At 42.7% G+C, this 21,283-nt stretch carries 22 protein-coding genes; all 22 read left to right on the plus strand.

What is annotated here, in order from left to right:
• The first annotated feature begins 98 nt into the window (after window positions 1-98).
• The 22 genes from gpr to ACFQU8_RS12880 all read left to right on the plus strand — a co-directional run bounded on the left by gpr (window position 99) and on the right by ACFQU8_RS12880 (window position 21,283).
• On the plus strand, window positions 99-1,196 hold the full coding sequence (gene gpr / locus ACFQU8_RS12775; RefSeq protein ID WP_382360887.1) for a GPR endopeptidase: 1,098 nt from the start codon (window positions 99-101) through the stop codon (window positions 1,194-1,196).
• A gap of 109 nt (window positions 1,197-1,305) precedes the next feature.
• Window positions 1,306-2,478: a stage II sporulation protein P gene (gene spoIIP, locus ACFQU8_RS12780; RefSeq protein WP_382360890.1), complete on the plus strand. Its 1,173-nt coding sequence runs from the start codon at window positions 1,306-1,308 to the stop codon at window positions 2,476-2,478.
• An 11-nt stretch (window positions 2,479-2,489) separates the two neighbouring features.
• Window positions 2,490-2,777 carry a hypothetical protein gene (locus ACFQU8_RS12785; protein WP_382360893.1) on the plus strand — a complete coding sequence of 96 codons (288 nt, stop codon included), beginning with the start codon at window positions 2,490-2,492 and terminating at the stop codon, window positions 2,775-2,777.
• A gap of 135 nt (window positions 2,778-2,912) precedes the next feature.
• Window positions 2,913-4,724, plus strand: a complete 1,812-nt coding sequence (gene lepA, locus ACFQU8_RS12790; RefSeq protein WP_382360896.1) for a translation elongation factor 4 — start codon at window positions 2,913-2,915, stop codon at window positions 4,722-4,724.
• 51 nt (window positions 4,725-4,775) lie between these two features.
• Window positions 4,776-5,936, plus strand: coding sequence for a radical SAM family heme chaperone HemW (hemW, locus tag ACFQU8_RS12795; RefSeq protein ID WP_382360899.1), 1,161 nt, complete (start codon window positions 4,776-4,778; stop codon window positions 5,934-5,936).
• 76 nt (window positions 5,937-6,012) lie between these two features.
• The gene (gene hrcA, locus ACFQU8_RS12800) at window positions 6,013-7,044 is read left to right on the plus strand and encodes a heat-inducible transcriptional repressor HrcA (RefSeq protein WP_382360902.1); all 1,032 of its coding nucleotides are present in this window, start codon (window positions 6,013-6,015) and stop codon (window positions 7,042-7,044) included.
• 192 nt (window positions 7,045-7,236) lie between these two features.
• On the plus strand, window positions 7,237-7,827 hold the full coding sequence (gene grpE, locus ACFQU8_RS12805) for a nucleotide exchange factor GrpE (protein ID WP_382360905.1): 591 nt from the start codon (window positions 7,237-7,239) through the stop codon (window positions 7,825-7,827).
• 34 nt (window positions 7,828-7,861) lie between these two features.
• On the plus strand, window positions 7,862-9,721 hold the full coding sequence (gene dnaK, locus ACFQU8_RS12810) for a molecular chaperone DnaK (RefSeq protein ID WP_382360908.1): 1,860 nt from the start codon (window positions 7,862-7,864) through the stop codon (window positions 9,719-9,721).
• A 297-nt stretch (window positions 9,722-10,018) separates the two neighbouring features.
• Entirely contained in the window at window positions 10,019-11,137 is a 1,119-nt protein-coding gene (gene dnaJ / locus ACFQU8_RS12815) for a molecular chaperone DnaJ (protein WP_382360911.1), read from the plus strand.
• A 159-nt stretch (window positions 11,138-11,296) separates the two neighbouring features.
• Complete coding sequence (prmA, locus tag ACFQU8_RS12820; RefSeq protein ID WP_382360914.1) at window positions 11,297-12,253, plus strand: 50S ribosomal protein L11 methyltransferase; 957 nt, start codon at window positions 11,297-11,299, stop codon at window positions 12,251-12,253.
• A 1-nt stretch (window position 12,254) separates the two neighbouring features.
• Window positions 12,255-13,013 carry a 16S rRNA (uracil(1498)-N(3))-methyltransferase gene (locus ACFQU8_RS12825; protein ID WP_382361686.1) on the plus strand — a complete coding sequence of 253 codons (759 nt, stop codon included), beginning with the start codon at window positions 12,255-12,257 and terminating at the stop codon, window positions 13,011-13,013.
• A 143-nt stretch (window positions 13,014-13,156) separates the two neighbouring features.
• A complete protein-coding gene (gene deoC / locus ACFQU8_RS12830) occupies window positions 13,157-13,816 on the plus strand; it encodes a deoxyribose-phosphate aldolase (protein WP_382360917.1) in 660 nt (219 codons plus the stop codon).
• 163 nt (window positions 13,817-13,979) lie between these two features.
• Window positions 13,980-14,153 carry a 30S ribosomal protein S21 gene (rpsU, locus tag ACFQU8_RS12835; protein WP_382360920.1) on the plus strand — a complete coding sequence of 58 codons (174 nt, stop codon included), beginning with the start codon at window positions 13,980-13,982 and terminating at the stop codon, window positions 14,151-14,153.
• Window positions 14,154-14,168: 15 nt separating this feature from the next.
• Complete coding sequence (locus ACFQU8_RS12840; protein WP_382360923.1) at window positions 14,169-14,621, plus strand: GatB/YqeY domain-containing protein; 453 nt, start codon at window positions 14,169-14,171, stop codon at window positions 14,619-14,621.
• Window positions 14,622-14,805: 184 nt separating this feature from the next.
• The gene (locus ACFQU8_RS12845) at window positions 14,806-16,140 is read left to right on the plus strand and encodes an NfeD family protein (RefSeq protein WP_382360926.1); all 1,335 of its coding nucleotides are present in this window, start codon (window positions 14,806-14,808) and stop codon (window positions 16,138-16,140) included.
• 24 nt (window positions 16,141-16,164) lie between these two features.
• Window positions 16,165-17,169 carry a flotillin-like protein FloA gene (gene floA, locus ACFQU8_RS12850; RefSeq protein WP_382360929.1) on the plus strand — a complete coding sequence of 335 codons (1,005 nt, stop codon included), beginning with the start codon at window positions 16,165-16,167 and terminating at the stop codon, window positions 17,167-17,169.
• Between the two features lie 30 nt (window positions 17,170-17,199).
• Entirely contained in the window at window positions 17,200-17,721 is a 522-nt protein-coding gene (locus ACFQU8_RS12855) for a hypothetical protein (protein ID WP_382360932.1), read from the plus strand.
• A gap of 78 nt (window positions 17,722-17,799) precedes the next feature.
• On the plus strand, window positions 17,800-18,081 hold the full coding sequence (gene yqfC / locus ACFQU8_RS12860) for a sporulation protein YqfC (RefSeq protein ID WP_382360935.1): 282 nt from the start codon (window positions 17,800-17,802) through the stop codon (window positions 18,079-18,081).
• Window positions 18,082-18,102: 21 nt separating this feature from the next.
• Window positions 18,103-19,326 carry a sporulation protein YqfD gene (gene yqfD / locus ACFQU8_RS12865; protein ID WP_382360938.1) on the plus strand — a complete coding sequence of 408 codons (1,224 nt, stop codon included), beginning with the start codon at window positions 18,103-18,105 and terminating at the stop codon, window positions 19,324-19,326.
• A gap of 2 nt (window positions 19,327-19,328) precedes the next feature.
• Window positions 19,329-20,288: a PhoH family protein gene (locus ACFQU8_RS12870; RefSeq protein WP_382360941.1), complete on the plus strand. Its 960-nt coding sequence runs from the start codon at window positions 19,329-19,331 to the stop codon at window positions 20,286-20,288.
• Between the two features lie 181 nt (window positions 20,289-20,469).
• Window positions 20,470-20,934 (plus strand): rRNA maturation RNase YbeY, encoded by a 465-nt coding sequence (ybeY, locus tag ACFQU8_RS12875; RefSeq protein ID WP_382360944.1) that lies wholly within the window; start codon window positions 20,470-20,472, stop codon window positions 20,932-20,934.
• Window positions 20,924-21,283, plus strand: coding sequence for a diacylglycerol kinase family protein (locus ACFQU8_RS12880; RefSeq protein WP_382360947.1), 360 nt, complete (start codon window positions 20,924-20,926; stop codon window positions 21,281-21,283). Before ybeY ends, ACFQU8_RS12880 begins: the two co-directional genes overlap by 11 nt.

The following is a 21,283-nucleotide window of genomic DNA, read 5'->3' on the forward strand; positions in this document are numbered from 1 at the left end:
TACCCCTTTTCAATAGATATCGCTTGCGTCTGTATGATTTACACAGAAAACGTGAAACCTATAAACACGTTTAGAAATGTATGAAAGTGAGGGTTTGTATGACTGTAGAGGACGAGTTGTTCAATGTTCGAACTGATTTGGCAGTTGAGTCCCGTGATATGTATGTGGAAAAAGACAAAGAAAACAAGCAGGATATTAAGGGTGTCACGGTCCGTGATAAACAAGAGCGAGACATCGCTCTAACGTATATTGACATTAATGCAGAAGGTGAAAAACGGATCGGAAAAAAAGAAGGTTCCTACATTACGCTTTACGCTGATGGCGTTAAAAAGCAGGATACGCAAAAACAGCAAAACGCGGCTAATGTATTTGCAAGTGAATTAAAAGAACTATTAAAGAAACATCATGTGCCAGCTGACAGTACGGGATTAGTTGTCGGGCTTGGCAATTGGAACATCACACCAGATGCGCTCGGACCAATGTCTGTTGAAAAGGTGCTTGTCACGAATCATTTGTTTGAGCTGGAACACGAAACAGTCTCAGACGGTTACCGGCCAGTAGCTGCTGTTACACCGGGGGTGATGGGGGTAACAGGGATTGAGACCAGCAACATTATTTTTGGAATTGCAGAGAAATTCAAGCCGGATTTTGTCATTGCTGTTGATGCTCTTGCTTCCCGCTCGGTTGATCGTGTGAATGAAACCATTCAAATTTCTGATACGGGTATTCATCCGGGCTCGGGTGTGGACAATAAACGAAAAGAATTAAGTCAGGAAACACTTGGCGTGCCGGTATTTGCTGTTGGCGTTCCAACCGTTGTGGATGCTGTCACCATTACAAGCGATACCATTGATTTGATACTAAAACACCTTGGCAGAGAATGGCGGGATAAAGACAGACCTGCCAACTCATTAACGCCTGCCGGATTAACATTTGGTCATAAGGAGTTAACTGATGATGATTTGCCTGATGACGAAAAACGGAAGCGATTTCTGGGAATCGTTGGAACGTTATCTGAACAAGACAAAAAATCATTAATTGAGGAGGTTCTAACACCAGCTGGTTACAATTTAATGGTAACTCCGAAAGAGGTGGACGGATTCATGAGGGATATGGCGGATGTTATAGCTAAAGGATTAAATGCAGCCATGCATAGCAGCATAACAGCTGATAATGCTGCAGACTATTCCCGTTGAAGGCCGCTTTTGATTTGTCTATCATTTCTGGCATTTAAGAGAATTGGTTCTATCTCCTGAATGAATGTCATAGATTCTACTAAGGGACATTCTTAAGAGGAGTGGGACGATGGATCATAACAACAAATCAGAGCCAAAACGCAAAAAACTATTGCGGCATTTTTATCAGAAAAGCGGTCTTTATATCATCTGTGTAGCTGTTTTATTTATCGGTATTGGTTTTTTGACGACTGTATCACCGGCTTACCGGTTTTCCTCGAACACAATTACCAACTGGACGAGTGATTTGGACAGTTCGATTTTTTTATACTTGATGCGTATGGAGAACAAAGGGTTTGAAGAAGCCTATCCGGAAGATCAGGAAATGCCGGATATCTCCAATATGCTGTTTGAAATGGCTACCAATATCAAACCAAGTGATACACGGAGCCTTTTAGGTCAGGAATTGCCGGGATTTCTAACGTTTCAGAATGAAATCATCGTAGCTGGAGAAGGAACAGATTATACGAATTTGCCTGTCGAGTCAGCGCCTCCTCTGGATGAGATTTTAAAAGAACGCGATGCAGTAGTTGAGGAGGAGAAAAATCAGGAAGAGACAGACGGTGATAAAAAAGGACCGACCACAAAAGATCGTAATGTTGTCTTTATCTACAACACGCATAATCGGGAATCATTTTTACCTCATTTGCCCGATGCTGACAATGGTGATGAGGCTCAGCACGATGAGGTGAATGTTGGCAAAGTAAGTGAGCGGTTTGCTGATGAATTGGAGACAAATGGTATTGGGACTAAAGTAGATCATACTGATATTATGCATGAACTGAACGAACAGGATCTGGAATACTATGAATCCTATCAGGCGTCAAGAGAGGTCGTTGAGGAGGCGTTCACGGGTAATGACGACTTGCAGTACTCTTTCGATGTGCATCGGGATTCGATGAAACGGGGCAAAACGACTAAAGAAATAGACGGTGAAGATTATGCCCGGATTATGTTTGTTGTTGGGGCGAAGTATGAGGATTATGATAATAATCTGGAAATCGCCAATGAGCTTCATAAGAGAATTGAAGAAACATATCCAGGCCTCAGCAGAGGTGTCATTACCAAAAAAGGTGCTGGCAGTAATGGAATCTATAATCAGGATCTATCACCGAACGCTATGCTGATGGAAATTGGAGGCATTGAAAATAATCTGGATGAGCTGTACCGGACGGCTGATGCAGTTGCTGATATTTTCAGTGATTATTACTGGGATGCTGAGAAAGTGGATGCTGATGAATAGGGGGGGATCTTGTGCGTACGCTTATTGTCATGCTGTCATTAGCCGTGTTTTTTTTAATAGGCCTGGTCATTGGAATGGACCGTGAGAATCAGGCGAACCAGACTGATTCCGATAAAACGGTTGAACAAGCTGAGGAAAAACAGGTAATTGTTGAAGAATTGCCTGAAGAGGAACCGGAGATGTCTGACTCACCCGACCATTTAACACAGAAAACGGCTCAATTTTTAGAGTCTGGTGTCAAGGGATTTTATGAAATAGTCGTTGGTATGACATATGATTTGGTGCAGGTATTTTTTTAAAGTGCTTGTTGTTTAGGTGGCTGTTTCTTGAATGTATGCCGTGCTATTGCTATAATCAAACCTAGTTATCATGGTTTCCGTGCAGATTCGTTAAGTTGGAGGAAACAGGAAATAAAGTAGGAGTGGACGGTCAATATGACTATTAAACAAGCGAACGTACGCAACTTTTCTATTATTGCCCATATCGATCATGGCAAATCGACATTAGCAGACCGCATTCTGGAAAAAACAAAAGCCTTGACACAGCGTGAAATGAAAGAGCAGTTTTTGGATGCGATGGACTTAGAGCAGGAGCGGGGTATTACGATTAAGTTAAATGCCGTGCAGCTGAATTATAAAGATAAAAACGACGAGGACTACCTCTTTCATTTAATTGATACGCCCGGACATGTCGATTTTACATATGAGGTTTCCCGAAGTCTTGCAGCATGTGAGGGAGCTGTTTTAGTTGTGGATGCAGCTCAGGGAATTGAAGCTCAGACGCTTGCGAACGTCTACCTCGCCCTTGATAACGATTTGGAGATTATTCCGGTTATCAATAAAATTGATTTGCCAAATGCCGATACAGAACGGGTGGCGCAGGAACTGGAAGACGTTATTGGTATCGATAAGGACGAGATTATACTCGCATCAGCCAAAGATGATATAGGAGTTGATGAAATTCTGCAGCGAGTTGTTGCCGATGTACCAGCACCGGCTGGCAAGCCAGATAATCCGCTGAAAGCTCTAATATTTGATTCGCTGTATGATTCTTATCGCGGTGCTGTCTCTTATATTTGTATTAGAGAGGGTTCAGTCAAAGTAGGTGATAAAATCCAGCTGATGGCCAATGGTAAAGAATTTCAAGTTAATGAGCTGGGCGTTTTTAAACCTAATCCGATAGCCCAGGAGGAATTAACGGTTGGCAATGTTGGCTATTTGACAGCTTCCATCAAGAATGTCAGCGATACAAAAGTCGGTGATACGATCACGCGTTCCAAGAATCCGGCCAGTGAACCGCTGCCTGGTTATCAACAAATGAAACCAATGGTATTTTGCGGTCTGTTCCCCGTTGAATCTGACCAATACAGTGATTTGCGTGATGCTTTGGGGAGACTGGAATTAAATGATTCATCACTGCAGTATGAAGCTGAAAGTTCACAAGCATTAGGATTTGGCTTTCGTTGTGGTTTTCTGGGCATGCTGCATATGGAGGTCATACAGGAACGGATTGAACGTGAATTTAATGTTAATTTAATTACGACGGCTCCATCAGTTATTTACGAGGTCGAAAAGACAGATGGTGATGTAGTTGAAGTTGATAATCCAACTATGATGCCTGATTCACAGCTCGTTTATGAAGTCCGGGAGCCATTTGTGGAAGCATCAATCATGGTGCCGAATGAATTTGTCGGTTCTGTCATGGAAATTGCTCAGGCAAAGCGCGGCCAGTTTACTGACATGAAATATCTTGATGAGGTCCGCGTCAATATTGTCTATCATATGCCATTGTCGGAAATCGTTTATGATTTCTTTAATCAGCTGAAATCCCAGACTAAGGGATATGCTTCATTTGATTACGAAATAATGGGATATCATCCTTCCGATCTGGTTAAAATGGACATTCTTTTAAACGGCGATACCATTGATGCCTTGTCTTTTATTGTTCATCGGGATTTTGCTTATGAACGCGGAAAACACATCGTTGATAAGCTGAAAGACCTCATTCCCAGGCAGCAATTTGAGGTGCCGGTTCAGGCTGCTATCGGTAATAAAATTATCGCCAGGTCAACCATTAAAGCCGTGAAGAAAAATGTCACAGCGAAGTTATATGGCGGCGATGTGACACGAAAACGCAAGCTTCTGGAAAAACAAAAAGAGGGTAAAAAACGTATGAAAATGGTTGGATCAGTTGAAATTCCTCAAGAAGCATTCATGGCTGTATTGAGAATGGACGACGGCGACTAATTTTGACAGAACTGGGCATGCCCTGTCCTGTTCTGTGTAAGGGAGATTATCATGGAGGCTCAATCGGTTTATATTCATATACCGTTCTGTCAGCAAATTTGTTACTATTGTGATTTTAATAAAGCTTTTTATAAAGAAAAACAGGCAACAGACTATATTGAGGCACTTGCCCAGGAAATGAATACACAAGTTCCCGGGCTGAATAATCCTGTCAAAACGATTTATATTGGTGGCGGAACCCCCACTGCTTTAACGATATACCAGATGCGATCACTCTTGCAGGTGATCAGCAGTAAATTTGATGTATCCAGCTGTTCTGAATTCACGATCGAAGGTAATCCCGGCGATTTTAATAGTGATATGATCGAATTGCTGAAAAGTTATGGTGTGAGCCGCATTTCATTAGGTGTTCAGGTATTTGATGATGCTTTTCTTAAAGAGATTGGGCGGTTGCATACAGTCAGTGATGTGTACCGGACACTTGATAGTTTGCAGCAGCATCATTTTAATAATATAAGTCTTGATCTGATTTATGCGTTGCCGAACCAGACAGTTGAGCATTTCAGGCAGACACTTGATGAAGCTGTGGCATTTGATTTGCCGCATTATTCTGCATATGCTTTACAGATCGAACCCAAAACGGCCTTTTACCGCCGTTATAAAAAAGGAAAATTGCATCGTCCGCCACAAGAAGAAGAAGTTGAAATGTATCACATTTTAAAGAAAACGATGCGCCATCTGGGAACCAGGCAATATGAAATCAGCAATTTTGCCAAACCAGGCTTTGAAAGCCAGCACAATCTTGTTTATTGGGATAATGAGTATTACTACGGGTTTGGAGCGGGTGCCCACGGTTATCTGCCCGGCAAACGAGTGAGCAATATTGGGCCGCTTCCGGATTATGTGCAGAAGGCTATGGAAGACGGAAAGCCGGTAGTGCATACTGAAGAGATAGGTCTTAAGGAAATGATTGAAGAAGAGATGTTTCTTGGTTTGCGCAAGACGGAAGGTGTTAATGCTGACCGTTTCATGTCGCGATATGGATTTTCCCTGGAGACGCTTTTCAATGACGCTCTCGCTTTTCTCAGTAAAAAAGGCTGGCTGCAGCAAAACGGGAATAATCTTCAGTTAACTGACAAGGGTATGTTGTTTGGTGACGATGTCTTTGAACAATTCTTGCTGGATGAACAGGAACTGGAACATGTTCGTTGACAAAAAAAACGGGATTTGATAATTTATGGTTAGCATTAGCACTCGGAAGGGCGGAGTGCTAACAGAGGTGATCCTCATGTTAACAGAAAGACAGTTACTGATTCTGCAAGTCATTATTGATGATTTCGTTGAATCAGCACGTCCTATTGGTTCACGTTCGATTGCTAAGAAGAATGACATTCAGTACAGCCCGGCAACCATCCGGAACGAAATGGCTGATTTAGAGCAATTGGGATTCCTGGAAAAAACACATTCATCTTCCGGTCGAATTCCATCAGAACTGGGGTATCGGTATTATGTTGATCATCTGATTTCGCCTTTGAGAATGAAAGACGATCGACGGATTATCCGAAACAGGCTGCAGAATGGGCTGTTTCAATTTGAACAGATTGTCCAAAGTTCTGCGGAGATTCTGTCCGAGATAACAAACTATACCTCCATTATTCTGGGGCCGGAAATGTTTGAGACGAGAGTGAAACAGCTGCAAATCATTTCTTTATCGCCTTCAACTGCAGTGGCTATTTTGGTAACCAATACTGGCCATGTGGAGCATCGTTTGTTTTCAGTACCGGAAATGATTGATGCATCAGATCTGGAAAAGATGGTTAACATTTTAAATGATCGATTGCATAACGTGCCTTTAATTAATATGCCCAATAAGCTAAATGGTGAAATGGCTAATATAATGGGCAAGTATATGGGAGATGTCGAATCGTCCCTTGCCTATCTGAAAGCGGCATTTGATAATGAAAACACGTTCAAATTGTATTTCGGCGGTAAAACAAATCTGCTGATGCAGCCTGAATTCAATGACATTGATAAAGTGCGTTCGGTTTATTCACTGATTGAGGAAGAAGATAAACTGGCAGACTTGCTAAAAGATGCTTCTTATGGCATTAGAGTTTCCATTGGTCATGAAAATAAAGTTGATGCGATTAAAGAATGCAGTCTGATTACAGCAACATATGACATGAATGATGGGCAAACGGGAACGATTGCATTAATCGGACCGACACGGATGGAATATAAACGGATGATTGCCTTGTTGAATGCCATATCATCCGAAATGACTGACGTACTGGGTGAGTGGTATCATCCTGATGACTGAGATGCTTGCAACCCGTCAATGTTAAAGAAGAAAATCAGGAAACTGTCTTCTTCTTACATGGACAAAAACACTTGTTTTGTCCAATATTGACTGTTTAGCATGACGTCATATTTTTTAGGAACAATATGTTTATATTCAACATGTTTCGTGGTATATTCTATCTTGGCAAATTTCATACTGGAGGTGGCAGGGATGGCAGATAAAAATCAGGAAACAATGAATCAGAATGACGAAAAGGATGAAGAAACAGAAGAGACCGTTACAGCAGAAGTTATTGATGCTGATAATCAGGAGAGCTCTGAAGAGAAGTCATCAGAAGACGGCGAAAAGCCCAATCAGGCTGAATTGGATCAGCTCCAGCAGGAAAGGGATGACTTAAATCAGCAGCTGCTCCGTGTTCAGGCAGAATTTGACAACTTCAAAAAACGGTCGCAAAAAGAAAAAGAGTCAGAGCGCAAATACCAGGCAGAAGATCTCGCGAAAGAATTACTGCCAGTTCTTGACAATTTTGAACGCGCGCTTCAGACAGATGTGCCGGATGATACAAAAAGTTTTGCTGATGGCATGAATATGGTATATAACCAGATGAAAGACGCATTGAAGGCACAGGGCGTTGAGGAAATTGAATCGGTTGGAAAGCCATTCGATCCAAACATCCATCATGCCGTTATGCAAGTTGAAGATGAACAAGCAGATTCAGAAGTAGTTACAGAAGAGTTGCAAACAGGTTATTATTTGAAAGATCGCGTTATCCGGCCAGCTATGGTCAAAGTCAATAAATAATCTATTGGATAAGCTTTGAAGGAGGAGATTGACTATGGGTAAAACAATTGGCATCGATTTAGGAACAACAAACTCGGTTGTAGCAGTGATGGAAGGCGGCGAATCAGTCGTTATACCAACACCTGAAGGTAATCGTACAGTACCATCTGTTGTAGCCTTCAAAAATGATGAACGCCAGGTTGGCGAAGTAGCTAAGAGACAGGCTATTACAAACCCTGATACAATTGAGTCTATCAAAAGATATATGGGTACTGATCAAAAAGTAACCATTGGCGAAAAAGAATACACGCCACAAGAAATTTCTGCGATCATTCTGCAGCATATTAAATCTTATGCTGAAGATTATTTGGAAGATACGGTCGATAAGGCAGTCATTACAGTACCAGCATATTTCAACGACGCTGAACGTCAAGCAACAAAAGACGCAGGCAAGATAGCGGGAATGGAAGTTGAACGGATTATTAACGAACCGACAGCAGCATCTCTGGCTTATGGCATTGATAAAGAAGAGCAGGATCAGACAATTCTCGTTTTTGACCTTGGCGGTGGTACATTTGACGTATCCATCCTAGACATTGGTGAAGGTACGTTTGAAGTTGTTGCGACAGCTGGTGACAATAAACTGGGCGGCGATGATTTCGATGAATTGATAATGAATCATATGATTCAAGAATTCAAAAAAGAATATGGCATTGACCTTTCACAAGACAAAATGGCTAAACAACGCATGAAAGATGCTGCCGAGAAAGCTAAGAAAGAACTATCTGGTGTCAGTCAAACACAAATTTCATTGCCGTTTATTACAGCTGGCGAAAATGGCCCGCTGCATTTTGAAATGAACATGACACGTGCTAAATTTGAAGAACTCACAACAGATCTTGTTGAGAGGACGATGGGACCAACACGTCAAGCACTTAAAGACGCGGATATGGCAGCGAAAGATATCGACAGGGTCATCTTGGTAGGTGGTTCAACCCGTATTCCTGCTGTACAGGAAGCTATCAAGAAAAACATCGGCAAAGAGCCATCAAAAGGCGTTAACCCTGATGAAGTAGTTGCAATGGGTGCTGCTATTCAAGCCGGTGTTCTGCAAGGCGATGTCAAAGACGTTGTGCTTCTGGACGTTACACCACTGTCACTGGGTATTGAAACAATGGGCGGTGTTACGACAAAACTGATTGAGCGTAATACAACGATCCCTACCAGTGAATCTCAGGTCTTCTCAACGGCAGCTGATAATCAAACGGCTGTTGATATTCACGTGCTCCAGGGTGAACGTGAAATGGCTGCCGATAATAAGACGCTGGGCCGCTTCCAGCTGACGGATATTCCGCCAGCACCACGTGGCACACCGCAAATTGAAGTAACATTTGATATCGATGCAAATGGCATTGTCAATGTCAGTGCTAAAGATAAAGGCACGAATAAAGAACAGTCTATCACCATTAAGTCGTCATCGGGTCTGTCAGACGATGAAGTCGAAGATATGGTTAAAGAAGCAGAGCAGAATGCGGAAGAAGACAAAAAACGCCGTGAAGAAGCCGATCTTCGTAATGAAGCTGATCAGTTAGTATTCACAACTGATAAGACGATCAAAGACTTGGGCGACAATATAACAGATGATGAAAAACAAAAAGCTGAAGATGCTAAAAAAGAATTGCAGGACGCTATTGAAGCGGATGATCTTGAACAGATCAGAGAAAAGAAAGATGCGTTACAAGAGCAAGTCCAGCAGCTGTCTGTTAAGATGTATGAACAAATGGCTCAGGAACAGCAATCTGAAGAAGGTCAGCAAGATGATGGCCAAAATTCAGATGACAATGTCGAAGATGCGGATTATAAAGACGTCAATGATGACGAAAATGATGACGAAGACAACAAAAATAACAGTTAAGGGACTAAATGATAGTCGCTTCATAAAACGTGATCAATGACGTTAGCTCTGCAGGGGGGGAGGAAAGCGTGCCCGTCACGTGTCTGTCAGCAGTATGAGCGTTTCTGTGAGACTTCTATTTCCTCCTCCAACAGGGTGACGAACTGACCTTTATTCAGTAAAACCAAGTCAAAGTCAGGTTTTCTTGACTTTGACTTTTTTCACTGATGAACAGACCATGATACCAATATTTGCGATGAAAATGGTATTAATGGTACGATAATATGTATTGAATAGTGTCGGGAGAGTGATGCACAAGTGAGTAAACGCGACTATTATGAAGTGCTCGGCGTCGATAAAGATGCTTCGAAGGACGATATAAAAAAAGCTTATCGCAAATTGGCAAGAAAATATCATCCGGATGTCAGTGAAGAAGAAGATGCTTCTGAAAAATTCAAAGAAGTCAAAGAAGCTTATGAAGTACTGAGTGATGAACAAAAACGAACACAATATGATCAGTTCGGCCATGCTGGAGCTGAAAGCCAAGGTGGATTTGGTGGTGCTCAAGGCTTCGGTGACTTTGGCGGTTTTGGTGATATATTTGATATGTTCTTCGGCGGCGGACGCAGACGTGATCCGAACGCACCGCAGCAAGGCGCTGATTTACAGTATACCATGACATTGGATTTTGATGAGGCCATCTTCGGGAAAGAAACAGATATCAATATACCAAGCGAAGAAGAATGTGACACATGCGATGGTTCCGGTGCCAAACCTGGTACGAAAACGGAGACTTGTTCCCATTGTCAGGGATCTGGTCAATTAAATACCGAGCAGAACACACCATTTGGCCGTGTCGTTAATCGCCGTGTATGCCATTATTGTAATGGTACTGGTAAAATCATTCCGGAAAAATGTAATACATGTGGCGGCAACGGCAAAGTGAAGACGAATAAAAGCATTCACATCACCATTCCTAAAGGTATTGATGAAGGTCACCAAATCAGAGTAGCCGGCAAAGGCGAGCCAGGTGTTAATGGCGGACCGCCGGGAGACTTGTTTGTCGTTATTCAGGTGCGCACGCATGAGTTTTTTGAACGTGATGGCGACCATATCTACTGTGAACTTCCAATTACGTTTGCACAGGCAGCTCTTGGCGATGAAGTTGAAGTGCCGACTGTTCACGGCAAAGTGATGCTGACAATTCCTGCGAGCACACAAACAGGAAAAGTCTTCCGATTAAAAGGTAAAGGTGCTCCTAACGTACATGGCTATGGCCAAGGCGACCAGCATGTTGAAGTTAAAGTGGTCACACCGAGCCAGCTGTCTGATCGGCAAAAGGAATTGCTGAGAGAATTTAATGAAATTGGCGGAAATGAAGCCACAGACGAACAAGGCTCGTTGTTCCAGCGTTTCAAAAATGCCTTCAAAAATTAACATCCGGCTGACATAAGAAAGATTATGAGGGACTTCTGAACGCCCCCCTAAATAAGAATTATTTTTATAGAATGGGGGTGCTGGCAGAAGTCCTTTCATTCTAATGGTTTGATTAAATTTTAATTGTTTGCTATCGCCAGAAAAGCAGGAGGCTGTATTGTGAACTGGTCTGAAATACGTATACATACAACCCGTGAAGCTGTTGAACCAATTAGCAATATTCTATATGAGACAGGCATTAATGGGCTGGTTATTAATGATCCGGCCGATTTAAATAAGGAACGAAGGTCTTCTTTTGGTGAGATATATGAATTGAATCCCGCTGATTATCCTGAAACAGGCGTTTATGTTACAGCCTATTTGCCGGTAAACAGTGACTTGCAGCAATCAATTAAGCATATTGAGTCAGCTGTTCAGGCACTGCCTGCATATGAAGTGGATACCGGAAAGACGCAAATTGAGGTGTTGAACGAAGTTAACGAAGAAAATTGGGCGAACGCTTGGAAGAAGTATTATAATCCCGTTAACGTATCTGACACAATGACAATTGTCCCGACTTGGGAAGACTATGAACCAGCAGATCATGAAATTATGATTGAACTTGATCCAGGTATGGCATTTGGAACTGGGTCACATGCGACAACGCTGTTAAGTCTTCAAGCTGCAGAGTGCTATATACATACGAATGATACCGTCATCGATGTAGGATGTGGTTCCGGTGTGCTAAGTATTGCTGCCGGTCTTCTCGGTGCCGGGGTCGTTCATGCATTGGATCTCGACGATGTTGCTGTTAAAAGCACGCAGATTAATCGTGATTTAAATGGTCTCCAGGATAAGATTTTTGCGGAACAGAATGATTTGCTCGATCAGGTTGATAGACAAGCTGACACTATTATAGCCAACATTCTAGCGGAAATTATTGTGACTTTTATTCCTGATGCCTGGAAAAACCTGAAACCAGGCGGCTATTTTATCACGTCTGGCATCATTCAGGATAAGCAACAGATGGTGGAAGATGGTCTGAAAGAGGCTGGTTTTCACCTTGTTGGTGTGAGTGCTATGGAAGACTGGATCGCGATTGTTGCACAAAAGCCTCAAAAAGAGAGTGGTGCGTGAGTTGCAGCGCTATTTTGTACCAGCAGAAAATTGGAATGATAACGAAATTGTGATAACCGGTGATGATGCCCATCACATCATCCGCGTTATGAGGTCTAAAACGGGTGAAACGATTATTTGCAGCCATCCGAACGGGCAAGCTGCCACCTCAACCATAACGTCCATTACAAATAATGTGGTTCACGCGGTCGTTAAGGAATGGCTGGAGGGATCTGCCGAATCCCCTGTTGAAGTGACGATTGCCCAGGGACTGCCAAAAAACGATAAAATGGAAACAGTCCTGCAAAAGGGAACAGAACTGGGTGCGGCTTCATTTATTCCTGTCCGGTCTGAACGGACAGTTGTTGTCTGGGATGATAAAAAAATGGACAAAAAGATGCGGCGATTTAATAAAATTGTCAAAGAAGCAAGTGAACAAAGCCAGCGTAATAAAATGCCGTCTATTCAGCCGATCAGTGATCTTAAGAAACTGGCTGAGGTGAATGCAGGCTATCATCTGAAATTGTTCGCTTATGAGGAAGAGGCAAAAAAAGAAACACAGCAGTTATTCAGCAGTTATATCAAGAACGTGCGGCCGGGAGAACGCGTACTGATTGTTATTGGTCCAGAAGGCGGTTTTTCCGAAAAAGAGGCTGATTTGTTAAAACAAAATGCATTCTACCCTGTACGTCTGGGGCCGCGTATTTTACGCACAGAAACAGCTGCTTTATATGCGCTGGCAAGTATCTCTTACCAATTTGAAGAGTCAGCGTATTATTAATATCGAACAAGGTGCTGTTTCTTTCGCCGTTGCGTGATTTGCTGTGATCTGAATCTGGTACATGCCGGCGTTAACGCCTGCATCTCTGATACCGATATGTTAAACTCAAGAGATACCATTGATGATTTAGGAGGAATCAGAAAATGAGCCGGGAACTAGCTAAATATATTGACCATACACAATTAAAACCTGATACAACTGAAGACAAGATGAGCCAGGTCGTCAGAGAGGCACGGGAGTACGGGTTTGCCTCGGTTTGCATTAATCCTTACTGGGTCCCATATTGCTATGCTTATTTACATGACACAGACGTGAAAGTATGTACTGTTATAGGGTTTCCGCTTGGAGCCACATCGACAGCATCCAAAGTTGCTGAAACAAATCAGGCACTTAAAGATGGTGCGACTGAAGTGGATATGGTAATGAATATCGGTGAATTAAAGTCGGGCAACGATGAAACTGTCCAGCAGGATATTGGGGCCGTTATTGCTGCAGCAAAGGAACACGCTTTGACAAAAGTGATTATTGAAACGTCTCTTCTGGAGAATGCAGAAAAAGTACGTGCCTGCTACTTGGCTGAACAGGCAGGTGCCGACTATGTTAAAACATCGACAGGATTTTCGGGCGGTGGAGCCGCTGTCAGCGATGTTCAATTGATGCGGAAAACTGTTGGAAACGCTATGGGTGTTAAAGCTTCAGGCGGCATTCGTGATCTGTCAACGATGACAGCCATGATTGATGCTGGCGCTTCCAGGATTGGTGCCAGCGCCGGTGCTGCGATTATAGACAGTGCAGAAGAGTGATTCCGACAGGCAGGTGCCTCTGAGTCGGTCTTGGTTATAAACTTTTAGTTGATTTAAAGACTTAAATATATTATACTGTATCCAGACATGTTTGACATAAGTCTTGAAGTTATACATGTATTATTTTATTTTTGTTTTGTGCTTCGGAGGGAGGGAAATTAGTATGTCAAATACAACTCGCGTTCGTAAAAACGAGTCTCTTGATGATGCTCTTCGCCGCTTTAAACGCGATGTATCCAAAAGTGGTACATTGAAGGAATACCGTAAGCGTGAACATTACGAAAAACCAAGTGAGCGACGTAAGAAAAAGTCTGAAGCTGCCAGAAAGCGCAAATAAAGAAGGTGCAGGCCCATGGCATTGATGGAACAGCTGAATGAGGACATGAAACAGGCAATGAAAGCCAAAGAAAAAGACAGACTTGCGGTCATTCGCATGCTGAAAGCTTCATTGCAGAATGAAACCATCAAACTTGGTAAGCAAAGTCTTTCAGAAGACGAGGAATTAACGGTACTTTCAAAAGAGCTGAAGCAAAGGAAGGATTCCCTCCAAGAATTTAAATCAGCTGGCCGCGATGATCTTGTTGAGCCACTGGAAACGGAAATTGATGTTATTCAAACATATATGCCCCAGCCGCTTTCCGAAGAAGAACTGGAACGAGTTGTGAAGGCAGCCATCGAAGACGTCGGGGCAACTTCCAAACAAGATATGGGCAAGGTTATGAGCACAGTTATGCCAAAAGTTAAAGGAAAAGCTGATGGTGCTCAAATTAACCAATTGGTCCAAAAACATTTAGAGTCATTTTAAAAGTCTTGCCGGCTTACGGTAAGACTTTTTTAACGTCTATGGTTTAGTCGAATCAGTTCTTTAGTGAAAAAACCTATAATATTATGAATGGTTTATGTTATGATTTTAAACAAATGTCTAAATTGAAACAATCATCTATCATTAAGCATGGCGAGTGATTTGGTATAAAGGAAGGAGGAATTGGGTGAAAGGGACTGGATACAGGCAATTTTTTCTGATAATGATCGTTAGTGTATTATATGCTTTATCCGGTATGCTGCTTCCGTCCTTTGCCGCAGAAAGTGGTCATGACAGTGAGCACGTTTATGTTATCCCGATTAAGGATGAGGTCGAAAAGGGACTTGAAGCATTCCTTAGTCGTGCGGTTGATGAAGCGAAAGAGAATAAAGCGGATCATATTATTTTTAAAATTGATACCCCAGGCGGGGCCGTGAATGCCGCTGAACAAATCGCTCAGAATTTCCAAAAGGTGGACATTGAGACGACTTCCTTTATAGCCAATCGAGCTCTGTCTGCTGGATCTTTCTTAGCACTGAATACAGATAATATTTATATGAAACCACAGGCGACTATGGGAGCAAGCGGTGTTATCAACCAGGACGGGACAGCTGCTGACAAAAAAGCCCAATCAGCGTGGCTGTCAGCTATGAAGAGTGCTGCCGAATCGAATGGACGCGATCCACAGTATGCTGCTGCGATGGCTGATCCAAGTATCGATATGCCGAAATATGGAGCGGGTGAAGGAAAATATTTGACTCTTGAAGCAAGCACAGCGAAAGAAATTGGTTATTCAAATGGGACAGTTGAAAGCCGTGCAGAACTTTTGGATAAATTAGGCTACAGCGATGCTGATGTCACAGAGGTCGAAATGACCTTTTCCGAACATCTGGCAAGATTTATTACGAGTCCTGTTGTTGTTCCGATTCTTTTATCAGTAGCCAGCATTGGTTTGATTGTGGAGCTGTTCTCACCAGGTTTTGGTATTCCTGGAAGTATTGGTATACTGGCACTAATCTTATTTTTTTATGGCCATATCATCGCTGGCCTCGCTGGCATGGAAGCTGTCATATTATTAATACTGGGTATTGGACTTATCATTGCGGAATTCTTCCTGTCAGGTGGGATTGCTGGAATACTGGGCGTTGCTTCAGTTATTGGGTCGCTTATCATGTCAGGTCAGGATCTTGGTGAAATGGTGATGAGTATCAGCATTGCTTTAGTTGTAACGCTAATCGCCGCGGCTATCCTGTTTAAAACCATTAGCCGCGAAAAAAGTTTTTTCAACCGTATTGTACTAACTGATCAGACCTCAACCGAGCACGGGTATGTGGCTACAGACAACCGGGAAGAACTTCTTAATTGCACAGGCGAAACGCTGACACCTCTAAGACCGTCCGGCAGTGCCTTAATTGGCAATGAGCGGGTTGATGTTGTTTCTGAGGGGGGATTTATTGAAAAAGACAGATCAATAAGCGTTGTCAGAGTTGAAGGGATTCGTGTGATTGTAAGAGAAATTTAAATCATTAAGAAATGAGGGATTTATTTGGGTCTGGAACAACTGATGCCGATTATCATTATTGCAATTATTTTAATTGCTCTGGCTATATTATTCACATTTATTCCAGTTCTTCTATGGATCAGTGCCCTTGCTGCAGGGGTGAAAGTTGGCATATTTACACTCGTTGGGATGCGCTTGCGCCGGGTTGTACCGGCCAGAGTCATCAATCCGCTGATCAAAGCTCATAAAGCAGGACTGGGTGTGTCCACGAATCAGCTGGAAAGTCACTACCTTGCAGGAGGAAATGTTGACAGAGTTGTCAATGCCCTGATTGCTGCCCAGAGAGCGAATATTGAACTGTCATTCGAAAGGACGGCAGCTATTGATCTGGCTGGCCGTGATGTATTGGACGCTGTGGGCATGAGCGTTAATCCAAAAGTAATTGAGACTCCATTTATTGTGGGTATCGCGATGGATGGCATTGAAGTGAAAGCAAAAGCGCGGATTACGGTACGTGCAAATATTGACCGACTGGTCGGCGGCGCCGGAGAAGAAACGGTTATCGCCCGTGTTGGCGAAGGCGTTGTCAGTACAATCGGGAGCTCTAAGGCGCACACAGATATTCTGGAAAATCCTGATGCTATCTCTCATAATGTTTTAGGGAAAGGACTGGATTCAGGCACTGCGTTTGAAATTCTGTCAATTGATATTGCTGATGTCAACATTGGCGAAAATATTGGAGCTAATCTGCAGACAGACCAATCTGAAGCAGATAAAAACATTGCGCAGGCTAAAGCTGAAGAAAGACGTGCAATGGCTGTGGCAGAGGAACAGGAAATGGTGGCACGTGTGCAAGAAATGCGTGCTAAAGTGGTTGAATCTGAAGCTGAGGTGCCGCGTGCACTTGCTGAAGCCCTGCGTTCCGGCAACATGGGTGTTATGGATTATATGAATTATAAGAATATCGACGCTGACACGGATATGCGTGATATGATTGGCAAAATAACGGACGATGACAGCGAGAAAAATGACAACAATCGGAATGAATAACGGTCTCTTTGATGATATAGGAGGGTTATGATGGAAATCATTTTAGCCATTATCGGCATCATCATTGCGATCTTTTCGAACCACTTTTTTAAAGACAGTACGGAACATGATGATGGAGATGCTGGGAGTCCTCGCCGTGATCAAACGGCGTCTCGGTCTTCCTCTTCTGGCAGTGAAACGCAAACAGCTGGAGGCGCGAATTTCGAACGTGAGCCTGAACCAGTTGACTTGCCTGCATCTATTGAGGAACAACAAGAAGAGCAGCGAAAACAATTCGCTGACTATGTGAATCCGGCTGGCAATAGTCAAACACAGGAACCAGCTTATCATGCGCCGGATCAGCATAATACCAGGAAAACGGCAGAAGGTTTAACATCAGCCCAGCAAGTGATGCGAAAAGAGATGCGTCATAACTTGACGCGAGAGGGTATTGTTAACGGTGTGATTATGTCGGAAGTACTGGGGCAGCCGCGGGCTCTTAGACCATATCGAAGCCAAGTTGCCCAACGAAAACAAAAATATAGCAAAAGAACCAATTCCGGACAGATGTAGTCCGGGATTGGTTCTTTTTTTGTTCTTATCCTAGCCTTACAGTCATAAATATATGGTGAGAGAAGGGGGGAGGCTTCAGTGAAAAAATGGCAACAGCGAATTGGTCCATGGCTATCTAAACATTTTTCACTTCCTTCTGACGTTATGATGGAGTTACCCCGGATCACCATGATCGGTCAGCTGCATATCTATATTGAAAATCATAAGGGTCTAATGGTTTATTCCGAAACTGAGCTTAAGCTTAAAACGAACAAAGGGTATATACAAATTACTGGGACAGCATTTGTCTTAAAAATGATGCTGCCTGAAGAAATATTGCTGGAAGGCAATATCGAAGAAGTCAAATTTATGCCTGATTAACAGCAGATTAAGGAGGAGGACATGAAATATATACAAGGCACTTCACTGACAGGCTATGTGACCATTCTGGTAAAAGGCGCCAAACCGGAATTATTTTTTCAGAAATGCAGTGAACAGGGGATTGCCGTCTGGGATATTGAAAAAAAATCTGAGAATACCTGCTCCGGAAATGTGACGTTACAGGCTATACCTGATATAAAACGCTTGAAACAGGGGACGAGCTATCAATTATCATTTACTGGCAGACATGGTTTTCCTTTTTTGTTCAAGAAATTTATTCGCAGAAAACAGATTTTAATTGCTCTTTTATTAAGTGTTATACTGCTTTTTTGTTTGTCAAATATTATATGGGAAATACGTATTACAGGTGTTCCAACAGATATTGAGGAGAAGATCAGTAAACAATTGAATGAATATGGCATTTATCAGGGAACATGGACGTTCACACTCGATTCCCCAAGTGACATTCAGCAAAATCTGATTAATGATATTCCTGAATTATTATGGATCGGTGTTGAACAGCAAGGGACAAGCTTTCTGTTTGAAGGCGTTGAAAAAACGGTTGTGGAAGAGGAGGAGGTTGACGGACCGCGCAATCTTGTAGCCGCCAAAACGGGCGTTGTTGAAAAAATGTATGTTTCAAAAGGCCGACCACTCGTTCAGGTGAACGATTATGTTGAGCCAGGAGATGTGCTTGTTTCTGGTGAACTGCAGGATGCAGAAAATGACGATGAAGAGGCGGATGAAACCAGTGACAAGTCAGATGAAGTCGTTGCTGCCGAGGGTGAGATAACTGCTAAAACCTGGTATGAAACAGAGGTGACCGTTCCCTTAGAAGTTAATTCTGAACAGATAACAGGGAATACTGAAAAGAGATACCATATAAAAATCGGTCATACAGAAATACCTATATGGGGATTTGGTGATCCGGACTTTTCAGATGTTCAACGCGAACGGCAGGAAAAGGATCTTTATTTGTTTAAATGGAAACTGCCTATAAGTTTAATGGAAACGACTTTAAATGAAAAAACATACCATAAAACAGAAAGAGATAAAGATGCAGCTGTTGAAGCTGGCATTAAACAGGCACGAAAAGAACTCCAATTAAAATTGGGGCCCGAGGCAGTAATCACGTCTGATAATGTTTTGCAAGAAACAGTCGAGAATGGTAAAGTTAAACTAATCTTATACATGTCTGTTGAAGAGGATATTGTCAAACATGAACCAATAGACCAAGGAGATTGATTATGCCGAATAACCTGAAAACAATCGATTTGGAGCTTACAAATCCTAATGAAGCGTTAGGTTTGTTTGGTACGAATGATAAACACTTACAACAACTGGAACAGCAGCTGGACGTATCAATCGTCACCAGAGGCGAACATGTCAGTGTTTCCGGCAATCACGAACACATTGCCTTGGTGGAAGATATTTTGCTTACACTGCTATCGATTGTCAGGAAAGGGCTGGACATTACAGAACGCGATGTTGTTTATGCTGTTGATCTGGCAAAAAAAGGGAAAATTAATCAATTTGCCGCACTTTTTGAGGATGACATCACAAAAAATGCAAAAGGTAAAGCCATTCGCGTCAAAACATTGGGTCAAAAAAGTTATATTGATGCTATTAAGGCGGACGATCTTGTTTTTGGAATTGGACCGGCCGGTACAGGCAAGACATATCTGGCTGTTGTTATGGCTGTTCAAGCATTAAAAAACGGCGAAGTTAACCGTATTATTTTAACGCGCCCCACTGTCGAAGCAGGTGAGAGTTTGGGCTTTTTGCCAGGCGATCTGAAAGAAAAAGTTGATCCGTATTTAAGACCTTTATACGATGCCCTGCATGATGTGTACGGAGGAGATCACACCAATCGCCTGATCGAGCGTGATACGATTGAAATTGCTCCGCTTGCTTATATGCGTGGACGGACACTTGATGATGCATTTGTTATACTGGATGAGGCGCAAAATACAACGCCGGAACAAATGAAAATGTTTTTAACACGTCTGGGTTTCGGTTCAAAGATGATCGTTAATGGCGATATCACCCAAATTGATCTGCCAAATGGTGCTCAATCCGGCTTACAATCAGCTCAGCAGTTATTGGCGGACGTCGCTGGCATCTCGATTGTTCATTTGAACGAAACAGACGTTGTCAGACATCCTTTAGTGCAAAAAATTATTGAAGCCTACAAAAATACGACCTAGTGCTGCCGGCAGTATTAGACCTCAGCTGTTATGGGGGCTAGTTACTTACGGCAATGAAAACGATGCGGGTTTCGAACCTATTGGTGATGGTGCTGCTGGAAGGGCGTATAAATCAGCACCCTGGCATCTATTATGACCATATTTAAAAGACCTACATGTGTTGATGTGAGGAGGCTGAATCATGCATATTGATTTCCAGGACCAAACAAGAGCCGTTGCAGCGGACTATATAGATTTGCTTCAGCGTCTCATAATATTCGCGGGTGAAAAAGAGGGTGTGGCCAGTGCGGCCGAAGTATCTGTGACGTTTGTCAGCAATGAACAAATCACAGAAATTAACCGGAATTACCGCCAGCAGGACCGGCCGACAGATGTGATTTCATTTGCTCTGCAGGAAAATACGGCTGATGAGACAGAAATTATCGGAAAGGAGCTTCCGCTCATCCTTGGTGATATTATCGTTTCGCTGGATAAAGCAAAGGAACAAGCGGAGGAATATGGTCATTCGCTGGAAAGAGAACTGGGTTTTTTGGCTGTGCATGGGTTTCTTCATCTGCTTGGTTATGACCATATGAATCAGCGTGATGAAAAAGAGATGTTCGGCAAGCAGGAGCACATTCTGGGTGAATTCGGCCTTGAACGATAATCACACGAAATCTGTGATTGGGCTCTTTCAAGCTTATAATGGTCTTAAAGAAACCTTCCGGACAGAACGTAATTTCAGGATCCACTCGATCGTAGCATTAGCTGTCATAGCAGCTGGCTTTGCACTGCATCTGCCGCTTATAAAATGGGCTTTTATTTCACTCCTTATTGGTCTGGTATTGACAGCGGAACTGTTTAATACAGCTGTTGAAAAGATGCTCGATTATCTCAGGCCGAACATACATCCGCAAGCAAAAGTGATTAAAGATATAGCAGCAGGGGCGGTTTTGATCTCGGCAATTGCTGCTGCTGTCGCAGGGATTATCATTTTTCTTCCTGAACTTGGATAA

This window comes from Lentibacillus kimchii (assembly GCF_042666895.1).
Classification (GTDB): domain Bacteria; phylum Bacillota; class Bacilli; order Bacillales; family Amphibacillaceae; genus Lentibacillus; species Lentibacillus kimchii.

Coding starts and splice junctions, on each gene's coding strand:
- gpr (WP_382360887.1), top strand. CDS start 99: ATGACTGTAGAGGACGAGTTGTTCAATGTTCGAACTGATTTGGCAGTT.
- spoIIP (WP_382360890.1), top strand. CDS start 1,306: ATGGATCATAACAACAAATCAGAGCCAAAACGCAAAAAACTATTGCGG.
- lepA (WP_382360896.1), top strand. CDS start 2,913: ATGACTATTAAACAAGCGAACGTACGCAACTTTTCTATTATTGCCCAT.
- hemW (WP_382360899.1), top strand. CDS start 4,776: ATGGAGGCTCAATCGGTTTATATTCATATACCGTTCTGTCAGCAAATT.
- hrcA (WP_382360902.1), top strand. CDS start 6,013: ATGTTAACAGAAAGACAGTTACTGATTCTGCAAGTCATTATTGATGAT.
- grpE (WP_382360905.1), top strand. CDS start 7,237: ATGGCAGATAAAAATCAGGAAACAATGAATCAGAATGACGAAAAGGAT.
- dnaK (WP_382360908.1), top strand. CDS start 7,862: ATGGGTAAAACAATTGGCATCGATTTAGGAACAACAAACTCGGTTGTA.
- deoC (WP_382360917.1), top strand. CDS start 13,157: ATGAGCCGGGAACTAGCTAAATATATTGACCATACACAATTAAAACCT.
- rpsU (WP_382360920.1), top strand. CDS start 13,980: ATGTCAAATACAACTCGCGTTCGTAAAAACGAGTCTCTTGATGATGCT.
- ACFQU8_RS12840 (WP_382360923.1), top strand. CDS start 14,169: ATGGCATTGATGGAACAGCTGAATGAGGACATGAAACAGGCAATGAAA.
- ACFQU8_RS12855 (WP_382360932.1), top strand. CDS start 17,200: ATGGAAATCATTTTAGCCATTATCGGCATCATCATTGCGATCTTTTCG.
- yqfD (WP_382360938.1), top strand. CDS start 18,103: ATGAAATATATACAAGGCACTTCACTGACAGGCTATGTGACCATTCTG.
- ACFQU8_RS12870 (WP_382360941.1), top strand. CDS start 19,329: ATGCCGAATAACCTGAAAACAATCGATTTGGAGCTTACAAATCCTAAT.
- ybeY (WP_382360944.1), top strand. CDS start 20,470: ATGCATATTGATTTCCAGGACCAAACAAGAGCCGTTGCAGCGGACTAT.